Origin of the sequence: Janthinobacterium sp. J1-1, assembly GCF_030944405.1 — a bacterium.
In the GTDB taxonomy this organism is placed as follows: domain Bacteria; phylum Pseudomonadota; class Gammaproteobacteria; order Burkholderiales; family Burkholderiaceae_D; genus Janthinobacterium.
Genome location: NZ_CP132340.1, coordinates 216,445 through 236,309, shown reverse-complemented (window position 1 = coordinate 236,309; position 19,865 = coordinate 216,445). Strand labels below are relative to the sequence as shown.

At 55.3% G+C, this 19,865-nt stretch carries 18 protein-coding genes; 10 read left to right on the top strand and 8 right to left on the bottom strand.

Features of this window, described 5'->3' with window-relative positions; all coding sequences use genetic code 11:
* Positions 1 to 12: 12 nt before the first annotated feature.
* The 6 genes from Q8L25_RS31710 to Q8L25_RS31685 all read right to left on the bottom strand — a co-directional run bounded on the left by Q8L25_RS31710 (position 13) and on the right by Q8L25_RS31685 (position 7,525).
* Positions 13 to 1,239 (bottom strand): TolC family protein, encoded by a 1,227-nt coding sequence (locus tag Q8L25_RS31710; RefSeq protein WP_091875721.1) that lies wholly within the window; start codon positions 1,237 to 1,239, stop codon positions 13 to 15.
* Positions 1,236 to 1,538: a DUF3240 family protein gene (locus Q8L25_RS31705; protein WP_091875720.1), complete on the bottom strand. Its 303-nt coding sequence runs from the start codon at positions 1,536 to 1,538 to the stop codon at positions 1,236 to 1,238. The genes Q8L25_RS31710 and Q8L25_RS31705 overlap by 4 nt, the downstream gene beginning before the upstream one ends.
* Entirely contained in the window at positions 1,531 to 4,614 is a 3,084-nt protein-coding gene (locus Q8L25_RS31700) for an efflux RND transporter permease subunit (RefSeq protein WP_091875719.1), read from the bottom strand. The genes Q8L25_RS31705 and Q8L25_RS31700 overlap by 8 nt, the downstream gene beginning before the upstream one ends.
* Complete coding sequence (locus Q8L25_RS31695) at positions 4,614 to 5,729, bottom strand: efflux RND transporter periplasmic adaptor subunit (RefSeq protein ID WP_091875718.1); 1,116 nt, start codon at positions 5,727 to 5,729, stop codon at positions 4,614 to 4,616. The genes Q8L25_RS31700 and Q8L25_RS31695 overlap by 1 nt, the downstream gene beginning before the upstream one ends.
* Before the next feature lie 179 nt (positions 5,730 to 5,908).
* The gene (locus Q8L25_RS31690) at positions 5,909 to 6,283 is read right to left on the bottom strand and encodes a hypothetical protein (protein WP_091875717.1); all 375 of its coding nucleotides are present in this window, start codon (positions 6,281 to 6,283) and stop codon (positions 5,909 to 5,911) included.
* A 174-nt stretch (positions 6,284 to 6,457) separates the two neighbouring features.
* Positions 6,458 to 7,525, bottom strand: coding sequence for a DMT family transporter (locus Q8L25_RS31685; RefSeq protein WP_091875716.1), 1,068 nt, complete (start codon positions 7,523 to 7,525; stop codon positions 6,458 to 6,460).
* Between the two features lie 467 nt (positions 7,526 to 7,992).
* On the opposite strand from Q8L25_RS31685, the gene Q8L25_RS31680 reads away from it, so the two are divergent.
* From Q8L25_RS31680 to Q8L25_RS31645, 8 genes are all read left to right on the top strand, one after another.
* The gene (locus Q8L25_RS31680; RefSeq protein ID WP_091875715.1) at positions 7,993 to 8,547 is read left to right on the top strand and encodes a cytochrome b; all 555 of its coding nucleotides are present in this window, start codon (positions 7,993 to 7,995) and stop codon (positions 8,545 to 8,547) included.
* Between the two features lie 87 nt (positions 8,548 to 8,634).
* On the top strand, positions 8,635 to 9,024 hold the full coding sequence (locus Q8L25_RS31675; protein WP_091875714.1) for a diacylglycerol kinase: 390 nt from the start codon (positions 8,635 to 8,637) through the stop codon (positions 9,022 to 9,024).
* Between the two features lie 86 nt (positions 9,025 to 9,110).
* Positions 9,111 to 9,806, top strand: a complete 696-nt coding sequence (locus Q8L25_RS31670; protein WP_091875713.1) for a VIT family protein — start codon at positions 9,111 to 9,113, stop codon at positions 9,804 to 9,806.
* A 166-nt stretch (positions 9,807 to 9,972) separates the two neighbouring features.
* Entirely contained in the window at positions 9,973 to 10,386 is a 414-nt protein-coding gene (gene cueR, locus Q8L25_RS31665) for a Cu(I)-responsive transcriptional regulator (RefSeq protein WP_091875712.1), read from the top strand.
* A 2,795-nt stretch (positions 10,387 to 13,181) separates the two neighbouring features.
* Positions 13,182 to 13,322 carry a hypothetical protein gene (locus Q8L25_RS31660; RefSeq protein WP_229408953.1) on the top strand — a complete coding sequence of 47 codons (141 nt, stop codon included), beginning with the start codon at positions 13,182 to 13,184 and terminating at the stop codon, positions 13,320 to 13,322.
* Positions 13,323 to 13,350: 28 nt separating this feature from the next.
* Positions 13,351 to 14,652: a TolC family protein gene (locus tag Q8L25_RS31655; protein ID WP_229408952.1), complete on the top strand. Its 1,302-nt coding sequence runs from the start codon at positions 13,351 to 13,353 to the stop codon at positions 14,650 to 14,652.
* A gap of 14 nt (positions 14,653 to 14,666) precedes the next feature.
* A complete protein-coding gene (locus Q8L25_RS31650) occupies positions 14,667 to 16,058 on the top strand; it encodes a multicopper oxidase family protein (protein ID WP_091875709.1) in 1,392 nt (463 codons plus the stop codon).
* Positions 16,059 to 16,155: 97 nt separating this feature from the next.
* Positions 16,156 to 16,509, top strand: coding sequence for a copper-binding protein (locus Q8L25_RS31645; protein WP_091875708.1), 354 nt, complete (start codon positions 16,156 to 16,158; stop codon positions 16,507 to 16,509).
* A gap of 43 nt (positions 16,510 to 16,552) precedes the next feature.
* Here Q8L25_RS31645 and Q8L25_RS31640 read toward each other — a convergent pair whose 3' ends face one another.
* Entirely contained in the window at positions 16,553 to 17,641 is a 1,089-nt protein-coding gene (locus tag Q8L25_RS31640; protein WP_131690191.1) for an IS630 family transposase, read from the bottom strand.
* Positions 17,642 to 17,772: 131 nt separating this feature from the next.
* Here Q8L25_RS31640 and Q8L25_RS31635 point away from each other — a divergent pair, with 131 nt between their 5' ends.
* Complete coding sequence (locus Q8L25_RS31635) at positions 17,773 to 18,387, top strand: DUF305 domain-containing protein (RefSeq protein ID WP_084416539.1); 615 nt, start codon at positions 17,773 to 17,775, stop codon at positions 18,385 to 18,387.
* Positions 18,388 to 18,475: 88 nt separating this feature from the next.
* Positions 18,476 to 18,667, top strand: a complete 192-nt coding sequence (locus Q8L25_RS31630; RefSeq protein ID WP_308925914.1) for a hypothetical protein — start codon at positions 18,476 to 18,478, stop codon at positions 18,665 to 18,667.
* Between the two features lie 30 nt (positions 18,668 to 18,697).
* Here Q8L25_RS31630 and Q8L25_RS31625 read toward each other — a convergent pair.
* Positions 18,698 to 19,865 (bottom strand): IS3 family transposase gene (locus tag Q8L25_RS31625; RefSeq protein WP_308925913.1). Its coding sequence is split into 2 segments (ribosomal slippage): positions 18,698 to 19,601 and positions 19,600 to 19,865, totalling 1,170 coding nucleotides; the frame shifts between segments, so codons are not numbered across the junction.

Here is a 19,865-nt window from a genome sequence, read left to right as displayed (position 1 = left end):
TGTGAGTCCCTATTAATCATGGTCCATATCCCATACCAGGTGAGCGTCGACAAGCAGGGAATAGTACGCACGGGCCGCCGCTACCTTCGTTGTCAGAGCGCTTTGCGCCGCGGTTGCCGCTTGCCGACGCGAGGTCAGGAGCGCCTGCAAGTCCGCCTCACCAAGCGTGTAAGCGCGCTGCAGGAGTTGACTGTTTTCGCGCATGGCTTCGGCACTGCTTTCAGCGATTTGCCAGCTTTCGTAGGCACCGTTCGCTGACGCCAGAGTCGCACTGATGATGGCGTCGAGCTCTCGTTTCTTCAGCTCGTGCTCTTGGTACGATACTTCCGCTGCGTGTACCGACCGGTCTGCGCGGCCTCTGCGGATAGTTCCAGGAATAGGGATGCTCAACATTACGCCAGTCAATCGCTCCCGTCCCCCAACTTCAGAAGCAGTGAACACCCCTACTGTTGGGTCGGGAATTCTGTCAGCGCGAGCGCGAGCGGTATTGGCCTTGGCCTTGGATAGCAAAGCCTCGCTAATTTTTAGCTCATCGCTCTGGTCGATAATTCGTGCGCGAAGTTGTCCAGGTTCAGTGTCAAGCGGCACTGCCTCAGGTACTGCTGAGAAGCGCCGTGGCATGTCAGGAAAGCGGGAATTTAGGCGTGCCCAAGCGACGTTCGCAGCAGTCTTTGCGTCGCTCGCAGCTCGCTGTTGCTCGCCAAGTTCGGCGCGTGCAATTCCCGCATCGAGCTTTGCCGCATCACCTGCTTTGACCCGTTTTTCGACAGCGTTGAAGTTGTCCGTCGCCGCTTTGACCTGGCTTGTTGCAAGCAACGCGTTTTGCTCAGCCTCGGTCCAGTTCAACCACAGGTCGAGCAGTGTGCGTGCTGTTTCGTGCAGGGCTTCGCCATATCTCGCTTCGCCCTCGTCGAGGGTGGCAGCAGCGATGTCACGGTCGGCCCGCGCTTTTTGAGGTAGGCGAAGTGTGCGTTCAAGCCCGACGTTCCATTCGTTGTAGCGAACACTAGGTTCGACGCGACGCCGCTGCGTAGTCGCTTTCGCAGTCCATTCATACGGCGAAGCACGCGTAAGCAGGGCGTCTTGTTGTGCGACCTGGCGGGTACCACGGGCAGCAGCAACTTCTGGGTCCCGGTCAATCAACGGTCTGACGATTTCAGTGGGCAATAAGCCTGGCGTAGGCGGCTGGGCTGCGTTGACGCTGCCGGCGACCAACGCTAGAAATAACCAATATTTCATCGAAATTCTCCTGCTTCGGTCACTGGCGACATCCAATATTTCAAACCGGTTCCGGCAAGTGCGCTGTTCAACTGAGCGACTACTTCGGCGCGCGTTGCGTGCAAGAGCAGTGCCTCGATTCGAGTCATTCGCGCCATGCCAAGAACTTGTTCGGTCGCGTTCAGCGCCGAGTGCTCAAGTCCGTGCGCGGAAGCTGCACTGCTCGTAAAGAATAAAATTTCAGGCATCGTCAGTAAGGTGTCGAGCACCTGCTCTGCGAGTGGGGGAGGGCAAAGTATCGTCAGGCAAAGTTCAGCCATGAGTAGTCTCCGGCTTCGCAACTGCAAAGCGCAAGTAAAGGATTGGTAGCAACATGAGCGTTAGAGCTGTAGCTGTAATCAGGCCTCCGATAACAACGATGGCCAAGGGGCGTTGAATTTCAGAGCCTGGACCCGTTGCGAACAGAAGCGGAATAAGACCGAACGCAGTGATGGAGGCAGTCATCATGACCGGGCGCAGACGTCGACGAGCCCCTTGGACAACGACATCCGCAAGTGCCATTCCGGTGCTCTGTAGCTGGTTGAAATAGCTCACCAGGACAATTCCGTTCAGGACGGTAATGCCCAACAGCGCAATGAATCCTACTGACGCAGGCACAGACAGGTACTCTCCAGTCACCCAAAGGGCGATGATTCCGCCCACGAGCGCGAACGGGATGATGCTCAGGATGAGAAGGGCTTGTCTAACTGAGCGGAAGGTTGAAAACAGCACGATGAAAATCAGCCCTAATGCGACTGGAATCACAATCGCGAGTCGGCTAGCGGCGCGCTGTTGGTTCTCGAACTGGCCACCCCAGGTAATCCTGTAGCCCGTTGGGAGGGTCAGCTTTTTAGCGACGCCAGCTTTGGCTTCCTCTACAAAGCCAACTAGGTCACGTCCACTAACGTTCGCAATCACGACGCTATATCTGCTTCCCATCTCGCGGTCGATTTTCACTGGGCCAGCAGCGCGTTCGAGTGTGGCTATGGCGGAGAGCGGGACTGTACTTCCGTCTTTGCCTGTGATGCGGATGGCGCCGAACTGAGTCGGTGACAGACGTACCGATTCGTCAGCACGGACGATAATTGGAGTGCGCCTGTTGCCTTCGATTGCACTGCCGGCTTGCTGCCCCTCGATTTGTACTCGGAGGCTGTCCTGGATTTCCTCAACGGACAAGCCCAGGCGGCCGGCCTGTAATCGGTCGACGACGACGCGCAAATATTGCACGCCATCGTTCTGAACGGTGTAGACGTCCTGGTTGCCGCGCACTGTCTTAAGCACCTCTTCGACTTGGCTTGCGTAGCGATTCAGTTGGTTGAGGTCAGGGCCGAAAACCTTCACAGCGATATCGCCGCGAACGCCAATAATCATCTCTGACACACGCATTTCGATGGGTTGTGTGAAGCTGTACTTGACACCCGGCAGCTCATCCAACACCTTGCGTACTTCATCCATCAGCGCTTCCTTACTCTTCATCCGCCACTGGTCGCGAGGTTTGAGTAGTAAGTACGTATCGGTCTGATTTAGCCCCATCGGGTCCAGTCCAATCTCGTCAGAACCCGCGCGGGCGTTGATACCGATAATTTCCGGTATGGCTTTCATCAAGGCCTGATGGATTTTCAAGTCGAGCGCTGCACTTTGCTCGAGGCTCACTGAGGGAAGCTTCTCGATGCCGACGATGAGGTCACCTTCGTCCATGGTAGGCATGAAGGTTTTGCCTACCTGTGTGTAGACCCCTGCTGCCACGAGCAACATCACTACTGCACCTATCGCAACGATGCGCTGACGGCGCATCGTCCACTCAAGTACTGGACCGTAAGCTGCAAGGAGCTTGCGTGGGAGCCAAGGTTCGTTATGAGCGACGTTTTTCAGAAGGTACGAAGCAAGCACCGGGATGATGGTGAACGACAGGAGCAACGAGCCGGCGAGGGCAAACACAATGGCCAGTGCAACCGGAGAGAAGAACTTTCCTTCCAGGTCCTGGAGAGTCAGCAGAGGTAAGAACACAGTGATGATGATGAGGATGCCAGACGTTACTGGCACAGCGACTTCGCTCACTGCTCGGTAGATGATGTGTAAGCGTGGGAGCTTACCTTTGGATGGGTCATCAGCCATGCGCTGAACAATATTCTCGACGACGACAACAGCAGCATCGACCAACATACCAATGGCAATCGCGAGTCCGCCCAAGCTCATCAAGTTCGCGGACATGTTAAACATGCGCATCAAGATAAATGTGACCAACGCAGCCATTGGCAGAACCATGGCGACGGTAAATGCGGCCCTTGCGTTCCCTAAAAATAAGACTAACAAAACGATGACGATGATGGTCGCTTCCAAAAGCGCGGATGAGACTGCACCGACTGCGTTGGACACCAGGTTGGCTCGGTCATAGAACACGTTGATTGCCACACCTTTTGGTAACGTCGGCTTGAGTTCCTCTAGCTTTTTACGTACACCTTCGACAACCTGCTGCGCGTTAGCGCCCGCTAACCCTAAAACGAGGCCTTGGACCGCTTCGCTCTTGCCACTTTGTGTGACAACGCCGTAGCGGGTCATGGTGCCAATCCGTACCTCCGCCACAGCGCCAATCCTTACTGGAACTCCGTCCTTCACAGTCACCACGACCGAGCGCAAGTCATCAAGGCTTGTGATGCTGCCTTCGCTGCGCACCAGGAGGACTTCATCTCCCTCACCGAGACGCCCGGCACCATCATTGCGATTGTTCGAGGATATGGCTTCCTTCAGCTGCGTGAGAGTGATGCCGCTAGCAGCCATCGCTGGCTCATTGGGCACTACTTCGAAGGCGCGAACTACACCACCCAAGGAGTTGACATCCGCAACCCCGGGAACCGTGCGTAACGCAGGGCGTATCACCCAGTCGAGTAAGCTGCGGCGCTCAGCCAGCGACATGCTCTCGCTCTCAACTGTGAACATGTACATCTCGCCCAGTGGCGTCGTGATAGGCGCCATGCCGCCGCTGATACCTGCGGGTAGACTTTCCGAAATGCCCGCAAGGCGCTCGCTTACCTGCTGCCGTGCCCAGTAGCGGTCGGTCCCATCCTGGAAATCGATAGTCACATCGGCTAAACCGTACTTGGTCACCGAGCGCAAAATCTTGGTGTTTGGTATGCCGAGCATTTCTACTTCAATAGGCACGGCAATGCGATTTTCGACCTCTTCCGGTGTCATACCGGGTGCCTTCATAATGACCTTGACCTGTGTGCTCGAAACGTCCGGGAACGCGTCAATAGGCAGCTGCGTGAAGGCATACCAGCCGGCACCGGCGACCATCAAAGTGGCCAGAAGCACGAACAGGCGCTGCGAGAGGCAGGCCTGAATCAGACGGGATAGCATCAATCGCCTCCCTTTTCGCCAAGCCAGGAGCCTTTGAGCGCGATGACTCCGGACACTGCAATTTTTTCGCCCGCGCGAAGGCTCCCGCTAACGCGCACCCGCTGACCGGCGCTGCTGAGTACTTTTACCGGACGGGCCTCGAAAGCTGCTCCATTACGAACAAACACATAGGCGTCTTGGTTGTCATGGGCTACAGCGGAGAGAGGGATATCCCAAGAGCCACTCGTTGCTGGCAAAGGAAATTGGACGGTAACCAGCTCACCCGGACGAAGACCGCTCGTACCCGCGTCGATAGAAGCCCGGATAACGACCGTCTGGCTGCCCGTCGCCACGATTGGGCTGATGCTTGTCACAGTAGCAGTGCCCGGGCGGCCTTGGAGTGTCAATTTGCTGCCAGTTCGCCATGCGGCGGCTTGGGCTGTCGGCGCCTGGATTTCCAACGCCAAGCGGTCTACTTGGGCTACGTGAATTAGGGCGACAGACGGTTCAACTCGCTGGCCTGGCTTGACATCAACACTCACCACGGTACCCGCACTCTGAGCCGACAGCGTGATGGCATCTTCCAGTTTGCCAGTAGCAATGACGCGCTCAATTTGTGGGCCTGCCATACCGCTAAAGCGAAGCGCCGCTTTGGCCTGGCGCAGCGCCGCTTCATTTTCCGAGAAGCTCGCCTGTGCTTCTTCGAGACGCCGGCGCGCAATAATGCCTTCATCAAACAGCGCTTTCTCGCGCAGGGAAGCTTTTCGAGCGAGATTTGTGCGGCTTGCGGCCTGGAGCAGTTGCAACTGAAGAGGCCCAAGTTCTGGACTGCTAATGCGAACCAAAGCGGTTCCTTGGCGGACCGTCTGGTTCGGCTGTACGAGTACTTGAGTCGCCAATCCCGATAGTGGCGTGCTGACTATCTGCTCTCGGTTGGGAGGTACGCTCACTTGCGCAGGAAGCGACAACATGACTGGTTGAGCCCCCGATTGAAGAGGAGCAGTTTCAATACTCAAGGCCTTCATCTGCTGGTCAGTAACCGTAAACTTGGCCTGTCGCTCTGCCGCGTAAGAGTTAGCGTGAAACGCCAATGCAACTGGCAACAACCGCAGTAGGAGCGTGACTTTTGGTCTCATAAATTTCTCGATATGACGAATTGGACATGCGGACGCAACGCGGCGTCAGCCGTCAAGGTAGATGCTAGAAAAGGGAAGGGCGCAACCAAGCGATGGGACGATGTAATCGTCCACAAACGCCTTATTCAGACTGTTCTACAGAGAGGACTACTTAAGAGCTCTCGGAAAAACGGACGGATTTAGGCTGCAAGTACGGTGAGGCGAGGTGGCTTAAACGGCTGGTCTAACGCTGGACGCGGAAGCGCCTGCGGAGGGAAGTGCAGGGAGATAGAGCTAACTTCAATTTCAACGCGAAGCGCGTTGCCTGGAACGCCGGTAATGAACTGAATGTGTTCCGCGGCGTGAAGTGCGTTGTGTTGAACCGACGTCAGACTGTCATCGTCGGTGGTGTCGTTAGACACCAGTTCATGATGGTCGTGGTCCGCAGCTAACTGGACAACATCGTCATGCATCAAGCCATGAGTCACTGACTTGTTAGTGAGGCTCCATAGGCCCATGTTCGCCAGAAATATGACGAGCAAGATGAGCGCGAGCGGATTGCGGAACTTCAACATGGTGCGACTCTACCACGAAGGTTCGCGTTCGGGAAGATGATGCAAAGTGCTCTTGTGGTTTCGGTGCTTAGGCACATCGCCCACGTCCTAGAGCCCAAGGTAAGTGACGATTTCAGCCCACCTGCAGCTAAGCGTGTGGAGTCCCGTGCCATCCTGCCGCGCGTATGCGCGAAGCTACTTGCTTTGTGGCTGGGTCGCATGGTCGTGCCGATGATGGATGTCCGGATAGTGCTCATGAGAGTGCGTAAGGGGCTCGTGAACATGGTGATGCGAGTGCGGCGCATTTATGTCGACGTCTGCATCGTGTTCGTGCTCATGATGGGTGTCGTGGTCATGAACGTGCTCGTGTTCGAACATCGTATGTTCATGTGCATGCCCATGCGACTCTGTCAGATGCAGCCAGAGGCCAATACCCATGAGCACAGCTGCAGTCCAAAAAGCGATGCCTGGACGTTCCCCAAACATGACCAAGGAAATCAAGGCGCCAGCAAAAGGTGCTGCGGAAAAATATGCGCCGGCTCGCGCGGTGCCAAGATGGCGAAGGGCCAAGACGAAGAGCACCAGGCTAATCCCATAGCCACATAATCCGACCGTTGCTGCGGTCAAAACAGTTGTCAGCTCAGGCAGTTGCTGGCCAAGCGAGAACGCAATGACCAGGTTGACGGTACCCGCAGTTAGTCCTTTAAGGCATGCAATTTGGACGGGGTCGCTAGCGGAAACTTTACGAGTCAAGTTGTTATCAATCGCCCAGCACAGGCAGGCCGCTACGATAGCTAGTGGCCCCCATGGAATACCGAATTCTGGTCGCTCGCTCCAAGAGAGCAGTGCCCCGGCCGCGACTATGAACACCATGCCGACGAAAATTCGCCGGTCAAAATTTTCTTTGAATACGAACCACGCTAGCATCGCTGTCAACACGCCTTCAAGGTTGAGGAGGAGTGAAGCTGATGATGCTGGTGTATTGACCAGCCCGACCATTAGGAGAACCGGTCCCGCTATGCCGCCGGACAAAATTGCGCCTGCGAGCCAGGGAATGTCACCTTTTGGGACGAGAGCCGGAGTGCTGTCGCGCACCAACACAGGTCTTAGTGCGAACCAGGTCGCCAAGCCTAGACCGCTACCCAAGTAAAGCAATCCGGCGAGCATTACCGGGTCGACTCTCCCAGTTAGCTGCTTGGAAAACGGGGTGCTTGCACCAAAAAGCGCTGCAGCAAGCAGAGCATAAAGCACTCCTTTGTGCATAGTTTCCTTGTTAGATAGACATCTTCGTGATGGGCTCTCATCTCGGCACCATTCGTCTCTCAGATGGTACTCAATACCCTACCCCCCTATAGTATATCGAATCTGAGGAAGTAGCTCGCACTATCCAAAATGTGAGGAAGTTGCGTATAGGCACCCACAGCAGTCTAAGTTAAGTGAGTTGTTAACAAAGTCTTGACACTGAAAATGGTGTAATGAAATTGCGCTCCACATGCTTGCTACTTACTGTGTCATCCACGTCGCCATGTCGGAGCTTACTTATGCCTCTGGTCAAAAGGTGACTTTGTTGAAATACTGCGTTTGATGAGCACCCACGGCGCATTCGCGGTCCGGTGCAAGGCGTATGGACTCCAAGCGAGGGCAGTGCTAGCTAACCTTGTGTACGAATCGCCGCGTCTAAAGTCATCGGCCTATCAGCAGCGAAGAGCAGTAACTCAGAAAGGTGTTTTATGACGTCTCAAGATACAACAAGCGAGAATTCGGACAGGTACGGTAGTCCAGCCATCTTTTTTCATTGGACACTTGCAGTTTTAATTGTCGGGCTTATCGGTTTGGGCTGGTATATGATGTCGGTCGAAGAAGAGCCAGGTAGTGAATGGCTTTTCGGCCTTCATATATCGCTCGGTCTTACAGCGGCAGCGCTCATTGTAATGCGACTCTTCTGGCGTCTAAGACATGTGCCCGCTGCTTTACCGTCATCGCTGCCAGTCTGGCAAATCAAAGCTTCACGTTACACTCATAAACTGCTGTATCTTTTATTGATATTGATGCCAACCACCGGCTATCTTGGTGCTTCGTTCAGTGGGGATGGCGTAGCGTATTTCGGCGTCCCAACACTGGGTTGGGCCTCCAAGAACGAAATTCTGAAAGAGCAGCTTTTCACTATTCATTCTTGGATTGCTTGGATTCTAGTGGCAGCTATTGTGCTACATGTGCTGGCAGCACTGAAGCATCTGCTTCTTGACCGAGATGGAGTCTTCGAGCGGATGTGGCCACGCTTATAAAAGCCAAACATTTCTTTAGCCACTGTACAGGCCTCAAAGCGAAAGCAGCATGCCTGCAAGATAAATATTTTCATATATTTTATATCTATGGACCAGCCACCAATAAGTCACTTTAAAAGCAAGGCTGGCTATCGCCGCATTTTCGCCGCCTTTGTCAACTCGATGGAGGGTTTTCGAGATGCTTGGCGATACGAGCACGCTTTCCGACAAGAACTCATGGGTGCTTCAATTGCCACCGTTGTCGCCATGATGCTTCCGGTCCCAATGCTTCAGAAAGCATTTCTTGTCGCTGTCTTGCTGCTGGTTCTGCTGGTGGAAATCATCAATTCTGCAATCGAAGCAGTAGTAGACCGCATTGGACTTGAGCGCCATCCATTGTCTAAGCGGGCTAAGGATTTAGGCAGTGCTGCTGTAACCTTATCCCTAGCTATTGCTGCCTTAGCATGGATTTCGGTGTTGTCAAGCCATTACCTATAGCAGTTTCAGCTGACAGTTGCTCGATATTGATGTGCTCACTCATTACGGCACTTAGCACTGCGGCGCCAACTTTTGGAACGGAATAAATGAGAATACCCCATACCGAAGGGCACCGGATTGACGCAATTGGATGGCTACGCGCCGCGGTGCTTGGAGCCAATGATGGAATTGTGTCGACTGCAAGTCTTATCTTAGGTGTCGCTTCAGCAAGTGCGGCGCACGAGAATATCCTGACCGCCGGTGTCGCAGGTCTTGTTGCTGGCGCCATGTCTATGGCCACAGGTGAATACGTATCGGTGTCGTCCCAAGCCGATACGGAGAGGGCTGCCATGGCAGAAGAAAGAACAGAACTTCACGAGAACTACTCTGGAGAACACGCGGAGCTGACGGCAATATACGTACGACGAGGGCTCGACCATTCCCTTGCAACACAGGTGGCCCAAAAGTTGATGGACCATGATGCAATCGGTGCTCATGCCAGGGATGAGCTAGGCATTTCTGAAACAACCACGGCGCGGCCTTTGCAGGCTGCTGTCTATTCAGCTGCAAGTTTCGCCGTCGGTGCCGCGTTACCTCTTGGGGTTGCTGTGGTCACACCCACAGCGATTTTGATTCCATCCGTAGCGGTAGCTGCGCTTGTATCGCTGGCAATCCTTGGCGGACTCGCGTCGAAGACAGGAGGCGCACGTATCTTACCCGGCGTCGTGCGGGTTACATTCTGGAGCGCCCTTGCCATGGGTGTGACCGCAGGCATTGGTGCGCTCTTCGGCGCCGTCGGTTAATACGCGTGCTGCGAATGCGGCAGACTGTCACAACTGTCACTCCCTTGCGGCGAGGGCGTCACTAGATTGTAGGCAAGGCAGCGCCCGGTCTCGTGCGGGGGCGCCTAAGCAAAGGACAACGCGCCGCTTCCTAGGAGGAGCGGACCATTTCTAAAGGAAAAATGGTGTGAACATTGGACAAGCTGCTGACGCCTCAGGAGTGACCGCAAAAATGGTCCGGTACTATGAAAGTATAGGCTTGATTACTGCTGCAAATCGCACTGATTCAGGCTATCGTCAATACAACGAGGGTGATGTCCAAACGTTGCGCTTCATTAAACGCTCTCGTGACCTGGGCTTCTCGCTCGAGCGTATTAAGACCTTACTGAGCCTATGGCAGGACCGTAGCCGACAAAGTGCCGACGTGAAGGAACTAGCTCAGCGATATATCGCCGAGCTCGATGATGACATCGCGAAGCTGCAGTCAATTCGTGACCAGCTGCAGCACGTGGCTAAGAACTGCCATGGCGACTCCCACCCTGACTGTCCGATTCTTGATGAGCTGGCACAACCGCGTGTGCGAGCTGAGCCCAGGGCCTAGATAGAGCGCATCTGTCAGGTGTTTTACCGTGGGAAGACAGTTGCGATGCATGTTCTTCCCAGAAAGGTAGCAAGCGGATGAACAGAAAAGAATAAAACCATTGCGTATACCACTTCGTCGGAGGAGAGGGCTCGAAACCCCGCGGTCGACGAGGAACAAGAGCGTCAAGCGGGATACCATGGGCGCACACTGGGCAGCAGCTAGAGGTGAGGTAGGAGCGAGCAAATTCGCTTGAAGTCTGGCTGGAGTACCGGCGCATTTGCGCGAACCGGTATGCCCGGGCGATTCACGCACCGCCGGGCAGAGATGCGAGCTTGCTGTCGTTAGCAAGCAGGGGGCATCTTTGCCCGGGATGTAACTTCTATAAGAAGTAAACAGACAGTATCAAGGCCTGCCGCGTGTTTACAATTACTTGCTACGGTAGTGTCCGCGAACGTACGTTCCATCACGACGTGTGTACCCGCTAACGTGTGTCGTCTTGGGCCTTAGTGTTGCTGAGCTGATGTCGCCATAGCAGGACCCATTCTCAGCGCAAGACGGCCCGGCTGCGACTGGTAACACGACTGTTTCGACTGCGTCAGGGCCCAGGGCAGTTGGCGCCTTAGGTTTAGTTGGCGCGCTCTTCGCCGTTTCAAAAGAAGCCTGTTGGCCATCTGTAATGTAGGTGTCGCGAGTGCGGGCGTGGGGCGAGCTTGAACTACGTCCTGGCGCAGACGATAGTGACTCCGAAGTCCTGACTGTATGGATACAGCTGCTGTACCCCTTCTGGCAGTTGTACGCATTTCGGCGTGATGCGGATTCCGTGACGGTCGTACGTTGGACGTCAGTGAGGATGCTCGCATCGCATCCAGAGTATCCGCTGTTGCAGCTGTGGAAATTGCGGGTACGACCTGACGCATCGACTTGTGCGCGCTGTGCTGCAGTCAAAAGCGCCGTATCGCACCCTGAGTACCCCCTATCGCAGTTGGCGAAATTTCGAGCCAGGGCTGAGAGTTTAACTTTGTCATGCTGCTGCTGTGTGAGCAATGTTAGGTCGCAGGATGAATATCCGTTATCGCAGCTCCGAAAGTTTCGGCTGTGCTGGGATTTGAGGACTTGTGCCTGCTGTGCTGTCGTTAGTAAGGATTCGTCACAGCTGCTGTAACCGCTATCGCAGCTGCGAAAGTTCCTTACCAAGGCAGAGCTGTGAACCTGTGTTCGCTGAGGTTCAGTCAGCAGAGCCAAGTCACAGCTTGAGTATCCACTGTCGCAAGAACGGAAGTTTCGTGCGAGGGTTGATTGACGAACCCGTTCAAGTTGAGACGCGTTCAATAAAGATATGTCGCAGCTTGAATACCCGGCCTCGCATGAGCGAAGGTTCTGGCTGACTTGTGACTCTTGAGCACCAGCTTGCGTCGATACAAGCAGAAGCAGGGAAAACCAGAGTCGGATGAGGGTCATCATGTAAATACCGTAATGTTGTGGTAGCGCAAAATCATCTATTTTCGTAGCGTATTGATATTGCCTCTTTTTTGTAAATCTGACAATGCCACGGAGCCGGGGCGCGGCAGACGCAACTATTTGTTAAGTTCAGCGCGATTTCGCTTGACCTTCCTGTTGTGGGAAGGTGTATCTTGGATTTGTGTCACCCTGACGGTGAAAGAGCTCGTGCTACACTTTCGACCAATGAATCGAACCCTGAAAACCTACGTACTATGGCTGCTAATCGCCGTGATGCCTTTCCAGGCATTCGCAGCGAATGTGCTGCGGGCGTGCGGTTCAAGTCATCAGAGTATGAGCATGGTCGCCAGCGCAATGGACCACGGTAACGTATCAGATATTTCTGACGGTGCAGGCATGGACCAACCGTCCGGCCAGGATGACCATTGCCCAGAGATGGCGTCGTCTAGCAAACAGAGCAGCGAGACGTCCACAAGCATCAAGCATGGGTCGTGCAGTGCTTGTGCTGCTTGCTCTGTTGGGGCCTTCGCTCCCCCTCAGCTGTTGACCTTCAAACCTTCCTTCAGTAACGCTGAGGTCTATGAGACCTTCGGCTCTACATTTGTCGGCGGATTCATCCCCGACAGTCTCGAACGTCCCCCCCGGCCCTTCGCCGTTTAATCGTTTTCGGTAGCAACGACGCGCGTACTCGCTCGTATTTCGTTGTGCTTTTGTCGCGCAATACTACTGCGCGCCTACTTTCGATTTTGGGAAAACTATGTTTTCAAAGCGTTTTGTTGCCGCTACCGCGGCAGCCGTAACTTCGCTCGTGTCCTTTGCGAGCGAGCCTCCAGTTTCTCTTAAGGTCGCTGACCCAGCTGCCCAAGTTCCGCAAACGTCGTACACCTCGGTTTTGTCGACATACACCCCAGTGAGGGAAAGTAACGTCTCACCTGACAAAGTTTGGCGAGAGGCTAACGCTACAGTTGCAAGCGAGGGCATGCATGGGGAAGCTCATGGGGCCGAATCTCCGGCGCCGCAAGATGCTAGCGGCCACGCTGGGCACACGATGCCGGCCCAAGGTGCAAATCCAAGCGCTAGCCCGAGCCGCGCAACACCAGCTGCACCCGCTGGCCAGGCGTCCCATGCCGGTCATCAAATGCCAGCTCCAACAGCCTCTCCAGCGACGTCTAATGGCCAACCTGCCGCTGCAGTGCATACCGGTCATCAAATGGCGCCAACTCCAAAGCCAGACCCACACGCAGGTCATCAGATGGCACCAGCTCCAAAGCCCGGCTCGCATGCTGGGCACCAGATGGGCCAGCCGAAGAAGCCAGCCAATGCGGCTAGCGCAGCACCTGCGAGTGGAGCAATGAATGACGCTGCGCATGGGCAGCATCAGCAACCTCAAGAAAAAGGAACCAGGAAATGAGGCCTCTGAATATCACACCTGCTTTGAAGACTTCTGGCCTCCTTCTAGCGATATCAGTTTTGGCCGGGTGCTCGACGCTATCTAGCGACGGCGGAGCAACTGACGTCTCAAAGTTGACGAAACCGCGGACCGGCTTCGGAGTCTCGGCAGAGCGCAACGACAAAGATGCGCAGACTAGCACTACTGAAGTCTCGAAGTTGTTGTCGTCGCCGCTGACACCGGACAGCGCTGTACAGATTGCCCTGCTCAACAATCGCGGCTTCCAGGCGTCACTGGCGGAGCTGGGCGTATCGGAAGCCGACTTCGTTCAAGCCGGCCGGCTGCGTAACCCTGGTTTCTCGTTTAGCAAGATGCGGGGCGTCGACACTACTGAAATCGGACGTAGCGTCATGTTCGATTTGATTGGCCTCCTGACTCTTCCAGTTCGAAGCACTATCGAACGCGGTCGGTTTGAACAAGCGAAGCTGGTTGCAGCGTCAGAAGCCGTCCGCTTAGCTAGCGAAACTCGCCGGGCTTACTTCAACGCTGTAGCGGCTGCTCAGGCAGAGAAATTCATGAGCCAAGTAGTAATTTCAGCCGAGGCTGGAGCTCAACTGGCGCAAGAGCAGGCGAAGGTTGGTAACTCTAGCAAACTGGACAGGGCACGCCAGCAGGCGTTTTATGCCGAAGCAACGACGCAGTACGCCCGTACCCGCCATGCTGCGACGGCTGCACGTGAACAACTGGTGCGGTTACTCGGCCTCTGGGGTTCGAACATCAACTTCAAAATTCCTGACCGCTTGCCGGACCTGCCGCAAAAGCCGAATGAGCCTGGTGCGCTTGAGGCAATGGCGATGGAGCAGAGGCTCGACATCCAGTTTGCCAAACGAGATGTCGACGCTACTGCTCGGTCGTTGGGCCTGACCAACGCGACGGGCTTCATCAATGTCCTTGACGCTGGATATGCCAATAAAAGTACAACGGGCGCACCTCGCGAAAATGGCTACGACATATCACTGGAGTTGCCCATTTTTGACTGGGGCGGGGCACGACGGGCTCGTGCCAAGGCTACCTACATGATGTCTCTTAACCGTACCGCTGACACTGCCATTAGAGCGCGCTCGGAAGTGCGCGAAGCGTATTCGGCGTACCGGACTACTTACGACGTCGCCAAGCACTACCGCGATGAAGTCGTCCCTTTAAGAAAGCAAATTTCGGACGAAGTCCTTCTTCGTTACAACGGCATGCTTGCCAGCGTGTTCGAGCTTCTGGCCGATGCGCGCGACCAGGTGATGAGCGTGAACGGCGCCATTGAAGCGCAGCGCGATTTTTGGATTGCAGAGACCGACATGCAAGCAGCTATCAATGGCGGCGGCGGGGCTGTTTCGCAAGCAGTGACGGCAAGTTCAAGTTCTGCGCCAGCAGCACAACATTAATTGGGAGAGTTGAAATGGTTTCACGTAGAGATTTATTCACCGGTGCAGCAGCCTTGGTCGGGGCCGGGGTAGTTAGCCGCGTTGGCGCAGCATCCCTCCCAGAAGCAGTAATCATGCAGAGTGCTTCAACACAGGTGCCACCGCCACCACCGAATGGGCGTCCATACAACCCAGTGGTGACGCTCAACGGTTGGTCGCTCCCTTGGCGTATGAACAACGGGGTAAAGGAATTTCACTTGGTTGCTGAGCCCGTCGTACGTGAATTTGCGCCGGGCATGAAAGCGAATCTCTGGGGTTACAACGGTGCTTCACCGGGGCCAACCATTGAAGTTGTTGAAGGCGACCGTGTTCGGATTTTTGTGACGAATAGGCTCCCGGAGCATACCAGTGTGCACTGGCACGGTCAGCGTTTGCCCAACGGCATGGATGGCGTAGCTGGCCTAACGCAAAAACCTATCCAGCCCGGTAAGACGATGGTCTATGAATTTGAGGCAAAGCGCCCGGGCACCTTCATGTATCACCCGCATGCGGACGAAATGGTCCAGATGGCCATGGGAATGATGGGGTTCTGGGTGACCCACCCGAAGAATCCCAACTTCATGAAAGTCGACCGCGACTACGTATTCCTCCTCGGTAGCTACGACATCGAGCCTGGTAGCTTCGTGCCTAAGACATCGACAATGCTGAACTTCAATTTGTTCACGTTTAACAGTCGGGTATTTCCGGGAATCGATTCGATGGTCGCGCGCCAGGGCGAGCGGGTCCGCATTCGCTTCGGCAATCTGACGATGACCAATCACCCGATTCACCTGCACGGGCACGAGTTCGAGGTAACGGGCACTGACGGGGGCTGGACTCGACCAGAATCGCGTTGGCCAGAAGTGACCGTCGACGTTGGCGTGGGTCAGATGCGCGCTATCGAGTTTGTCGCAAGTGACCTGGGCGACTGGGCATTTCACTGCCATAAATCTCACCACACAATGAATGCAATGGGACATGACGTTCCCAACATGATTGGCGTATCTCAGAGCGACGTCGCGAAGAAGATTAGCTCAATCATTCCGGACTACATGGCCATGGGCTCGACAGGTGGAGCGATGGGTGAGATGGAAATGCCACTGCCAGAGAACACTTTGCCGATGATGGGTGGACAAGGGCCATTCGGTGGGGTTGAGATGGGCGGGATGTTCACCGTGATGAAGGTTCGTAAGGAACAGAAGCGCGGCGATTACAGCGACCCGGGTTGGTACAAGCACCCTGCTGGAACTCTGGCGTATGAATGGAATGGTGCCCCGCCGGAAGCCACCAGGAACACCTCAGCCGGCGGGCAGTCTATGCCTGCAGGTAAGCCTGCTCAGAATGTGGAATTTAACGTCCGTAAGCCATCGGGCCATTCTGGGCATTGACCTCGAGCGAAGTGGCTGAGTTTGAGCGCAGTGAATAGCGTTGTAACTGGCAGTTCGAAATGGGGCTGCTAAACCTAAATTAAAGAAGAGATATCGAATGAAAATCGCAAAAATCATTGCTAATGTCGCCGCCATAGTTGCTCTCCTCGCTTTCAATAATGCGATGGCGCAGTCTCACGACCGTGAAAATCACGCTCCCGCACCCGCGGCAGTCGCAGGTCAAGAACTGGCACTGTCGGAAGGCGAAGTCAAGAAAGTCGATAAAGATACCGGGCGTTTGACTATCAAACACGGTCCACTAGAGAACCTTGGTATGTCCGGCATGACCATGGTATTCGGTGTAAAGGACGTTTCAGCACTCGATACGCTCAAGGCCGGCGACAAGATTAAGTTCGTCGCTGAAAGGCTTGATGGGCGCTTGGTGGTGACCCAGTTGGTGCTTCAAAAATAAGTAAGGGAGGTAGGAGGCGTCTGTGTCTGAATCAGCATCGGCGCTAGTGTCCTGAGTTAGAAATTCGCAGACAAAATCGCTCGACGCTCGCCAAGATTGCGTCGGCCGATTTTGTCCAAACGAAAGGCTTGGGTTCTTCATTATTTATCTTGAGGTAAGCGCGGATAGCATCTTCCAATTGGCGAGTTGATCGATGCGTGCCGCGTCGTATTTGCTTCTCCGTCAAGGTCGCAAACCAGCGTTCAACTTGATTCAGCCACGAAGCCGATGTTGGCGTGAAATGGACATGGAAGCGGGGGTGGCGGGCAAACCAGTTCCGGATGGTCGGCGTCTTATGGGTGCCATAGTTGTCCATCACGAGATGCACATCGAGATCCTGCGGAACGGATGCTTCGATGGTGCGAAGGAATTTCAAAAATTCAGCGCTGCGATGGCGACGATGCAGCTCACCAATGACCTTGCCGGTGGCGATGTCGAGCGCGGCGAACAGTGTGGTCGTCCCGTGGCGCTCGTAATCATGCGTGCGCCGTTCGGCAACGCCGGGCGCCAGGGGCAGAATCGGCTGGGTCCGGTCGAGCGCCTGGATCTGGCTTTTCTCATCGACGCAGAGCACCATGGCTTTGACCGGAGGATCAATGTACAGGCCCACAATGTCCCGGGTCTTTTCAACAAACAATGGATCGGTGGACAGCTTGAACGTTTCCTGGCGGTGCGGTTGCAGCCCGAAAGCGCGCCAAATCCGACTTACCGCTGTCTGCGACAGCTTGCTTTCTTTGGCCATTGTCCGCGTACTCCAATGGGTGGCATTCATCGGCTGCGTTTCCAAGGTCTTGGCGATGACAGCATCCACGCGCGCGTCGTCGATCGTCCTGGGCGCACCGGAGCGAGGCGCATCAAGCAGGCCATCAAGCCGCATCTGCAGGAAGCGGCCTCGCCATTTGCACACTGTCTGTTTCGCCACCTTCAGGTCCGCCGCAACCGCCTGGTTCTCAGCGCCATATGAGCAAGCCAATACGATTCGCGAACGCAGTGCCAACGCCTGAGCCGTCTTGCGGCGCCTTGCCCAAGCTGCCAATTGCTCACGCTCCGACTCCGTCAAAACCAATTCAGCTTTCGGACGACCTGCTCCCATGTCAGCCTCCATGTTGTGCATCCAATATACACAACATAGCTAAGGAAAATATTTATTCAATGAATTTTTAACTCATGACACTAGGTGTATGTAATCGGATGAGTACTTTTGCAACCAACCAAGGAGTAAATATGAAAATCTCGAAAATCGCACTAGCCGCAATCGCCGTGATTGCGCTGTCTGCTAACGCGGCACCTCAGCATCAAAGCGGCGCACACGGTGCCGCTGGGCATGACATGACAAACATGCAGTCGATGCACAAGAGCTCGCCGAACGCGGCTAAGGCGCCGTATGAACTGCAGTTCCTGGACACCATGGCGATGCACCATCAGATGGCTATGCACATGGCCAGCCTGGTCGAAACTCGTTCTGCCAGCGAACACCTCAAGGGTATGGCCAAGAAGATGATGGCCGAGCAGGAGAAAGAGATTGCGCAGCTCAAGGGTTGGAAAGAGCAGTGGTATGCCGGCAAACCAGATGCAGTAAACATGAAGATGCCAGGCATGTCCGAGTCGATGAAGGGAATGACAGGCGACAAGCTAACGTCGGCGAAGGGCGAGCAGTTTGACCGCATGTTTGTGGACATGATGAGTCAGCACCACAAAGGCGCAATCAAGATGGCGCAGACCGCGGCACCAAAGCTCGAGCACGCCGAAGTTAAAGAGTTCGCAAACAAGCTCGTCGAGATGCAGAAGAAAGAAGTGGCACACATGGCAGAAATGAAGAAATCTTCGGCGAAGAAATAAGACGCTGCAGCTGAGCGAAGAGCCGACAAGCCTGTCAGCGATGAATAGCTTGTCGGGTCGTCCCCTACAACTACCAACCTATAAATCTATGCGTAAAACACTGTTTGCCATTGCTATCTCGGCCGCATCGCTTCAGGCATTCGCAGCAACGCCGCTTGAAACGTTAACTGCGTTTCATGCGGCACTGTCCGCCGGAAAGGCTGACGCAGCAACCGTTTTCCTCTCCCCAACCATCAACATTTTCGAGTCCGGTTACGTCGAGCGCTCCCGCGATGAGTGAGGTGTACTGTCAATAGCGGACACTCTTGTTTCAAGCCACCCGCGGCTGTTTGCTGAATTTTTCAGCGAACAACGCGGGCGGAACATTGCCAAGGCGCGAATGGCGTCGCTGGCGGTTGTAAAAGCTTTCGATATATTCCTGTATTGCGGCTTTCGCGTCGGCCCGGGTCGCGTAACGTTGATGGTGCACCAGCTCGTTTTTCAGGCTGCCCCAGAAGCTTTCCATGGGCGCGTTGTCATAGCAGTTTCCTCGGCGCGACATGGACGGCTTCATGCCGAACTGCGTCACCAGTTTCTGATAGTCGTGGGCGCAATACTGACTGCCACGGTCGGAGTGGTGAATCAAGCCCGGCGCGGGGCGTTTGTTGCGCACGGCCTTCCACAGTGCTGTTGCCGTCAGCGTTTGCGTCATGCGCTCGTCCATCGCGTAGCCCACCAGCTCGCAGGTGAACACGTCCTTGATACCGGCCAGGTAAAGCCAGCCCTCGCCGGTCGCCACATAGGTGATGTCGGTCACCCAGGCTTCGTTCGGCCGGGTCGGCGCGAAAGTCTGATTGAGCAGGTTGTCGGCCACCGGCAGGTCATGATTCGAGTTCGTGGTGGCCTTGAACTTGCGCTTTTGCTTGCAGCGCAGGGCGAGCTCGCGACGCAGACGGACGATACGATCACGGCCGGCCGGAAAGCCTTGCGCCGTCAGTTCCGGCTGCATGCGCAACGGGCCATAAGTCTGCCGGCTCTGCGCGTGCACGGCCTCGATGGCGACCTTCAGGCGTGCGTCGTCCTGCGCCCGCTGCGACGGTTTGCCGTTCGACCAAGCGTAGAAACCGCTGCGCGAGACGCCAAAGACGCGGCACATGATGGTGACAGGAAATTCGAGTCGCAAGGTCTTCATGACCGCGTACTTGGCAGCGACTCCCGCGCAAAGTACGCTGCCGCTTTTTTACGATATCGCGCTCCATGCGTGCCTCGGCAAGCTCTTTGCGCAGCTTGGTTACCTCAGCCTCAAGCTCCGGCACGGAGCGGCTACCAGGGGCTACTTTGGGCGACGTGCCGCGCCTTGCCGCACTGACCCAGTTCGCTAGCGTGCCCTTGGGAATGGTGAGACGCAACGCGGCGTCTTCCAGCGTCAGGCCTTGTGTCAGGACCAGTTTTACCGCTTCTTCCCGAAGCTCCGGTGTGTATGTTGTTGAGCGTGTCAT

What these genes read in the sequence shown, in the direction of transcription:
- Q8L25_RS31650 (WP_091875709.1), top strand. Translation starts at nt 14,667, where the DNA reads ATGGTTTCACGTAGAGATTTATTCACCGGTGCAGCAGCCTTGGTCGGG.
- Q8L25_RS31695 (WP_091875718.1), bottom strand. Translation starts at nt 5,729, where the DNA reads ATGAGACCAAAAGTCACGCTCCTACTGCGGTTGTTGCCAGTTGCATTG.
- Q8L25_RS31645 (WP_091875708.1), top strand. Translation starts at nt 16,156, where the DNA reads ATGAAAATCGCAAAAATCATTGCTAATGTCGCCGCCATAGTTGCTCTC.
- Q8L25_RS31635 (WP_084416539.1), top strand. Translation starts at nt 17,773, where the DNA reads ATGAAAATCTCGAAAATCGCACTAGCCGCAATCGCCGTGATTGCGCTG.
- Q8L25_RS31675 (WP_091875714.1), top strand. Translation starts at nt 8,635, where the DNA reads ATGGACCAGCCACCAATAAGTCACTTTAAAAGCAAGGCTGGCTATCGC.
- Q8L25_RS31685 (WP_091875716.1), bottom strand. Translation starts at nt 7,525, where the DNA reads ATGCACAAAGGAGTGCTTTATGCTCTGCTTGCTGCAGCGCTTTTTGGT.
- Q8L25_RS31690 (WP_091875717.1), bottom strand. Translation starts at nt 6,283, where the DNA reads ATGTTGAAGTTCCGCAATCCGCTCGCGCTCATCTTGCTCGTCATATTT.
- Q8L25_RS31630 (WP_308925914.1), top strand. Translation starts at nt 18,476, where the DNA reads ATGCGTAAAACACTGTTTGCCATTGCTATCTCGGCCGCATCGCTTCAG.
- Q8L25_RS31700 (WP_091875719.1), bottom strand. Translation starts at nt 4,614, where the DNA reads ATGCTATCCCGTCTGATTCAGGCCTGCCTCTCGCAGCGCCTGTTCGTG.
- Q8L25_RS31670 (WP_091875713.1), top strand. Translation starts at nt 9,111, where the DNA reads ATGAGAATACCCCATACCGAAGGGCACCGGATTGACGCAATTGGATGG.
- Q8L25_RS31680 (WP_091875715.1), top strand. Translation starts at nt 7,993, where the DNA reads ATGACGTCTCAAGATACAACAAGCGAGAATTCGGACAGGTACGGTAGT.
- Q8L25_RS31705 (WP_091875720.1), bottom strand. Translation starts at nt 1,538, where the DNA reads ATGGCTGAACTTTGCCTGACGATACTTTGCCCTCCCCCACTCGCAGAG.
- Q8L25_RS31640 (WP_131690191.1), bottom strand. Translation starts at nt 17,641, where the DNA reads ATGGGAGCAGGTCGTCCGAAAGCTGAATTGGTTTTGACGGAGTCGGAG.
- Q8L25_RS31660 (WP_229408953.1), top strand. Translation starts at nt 13,182, where the DNA reads ATGACGCTGCGCATGGGCAGCATCAGCAACCTCAAGAAAAAGGAACCA.
- Q8L25_RS31710 (WP_091875721.1), bottom strand. Translation starts at nt 1,239, where the DNA reads ATGAAATATTGGTTATTTCTAGCGTTGGTCGCCGGCAGCGTCAACGCA.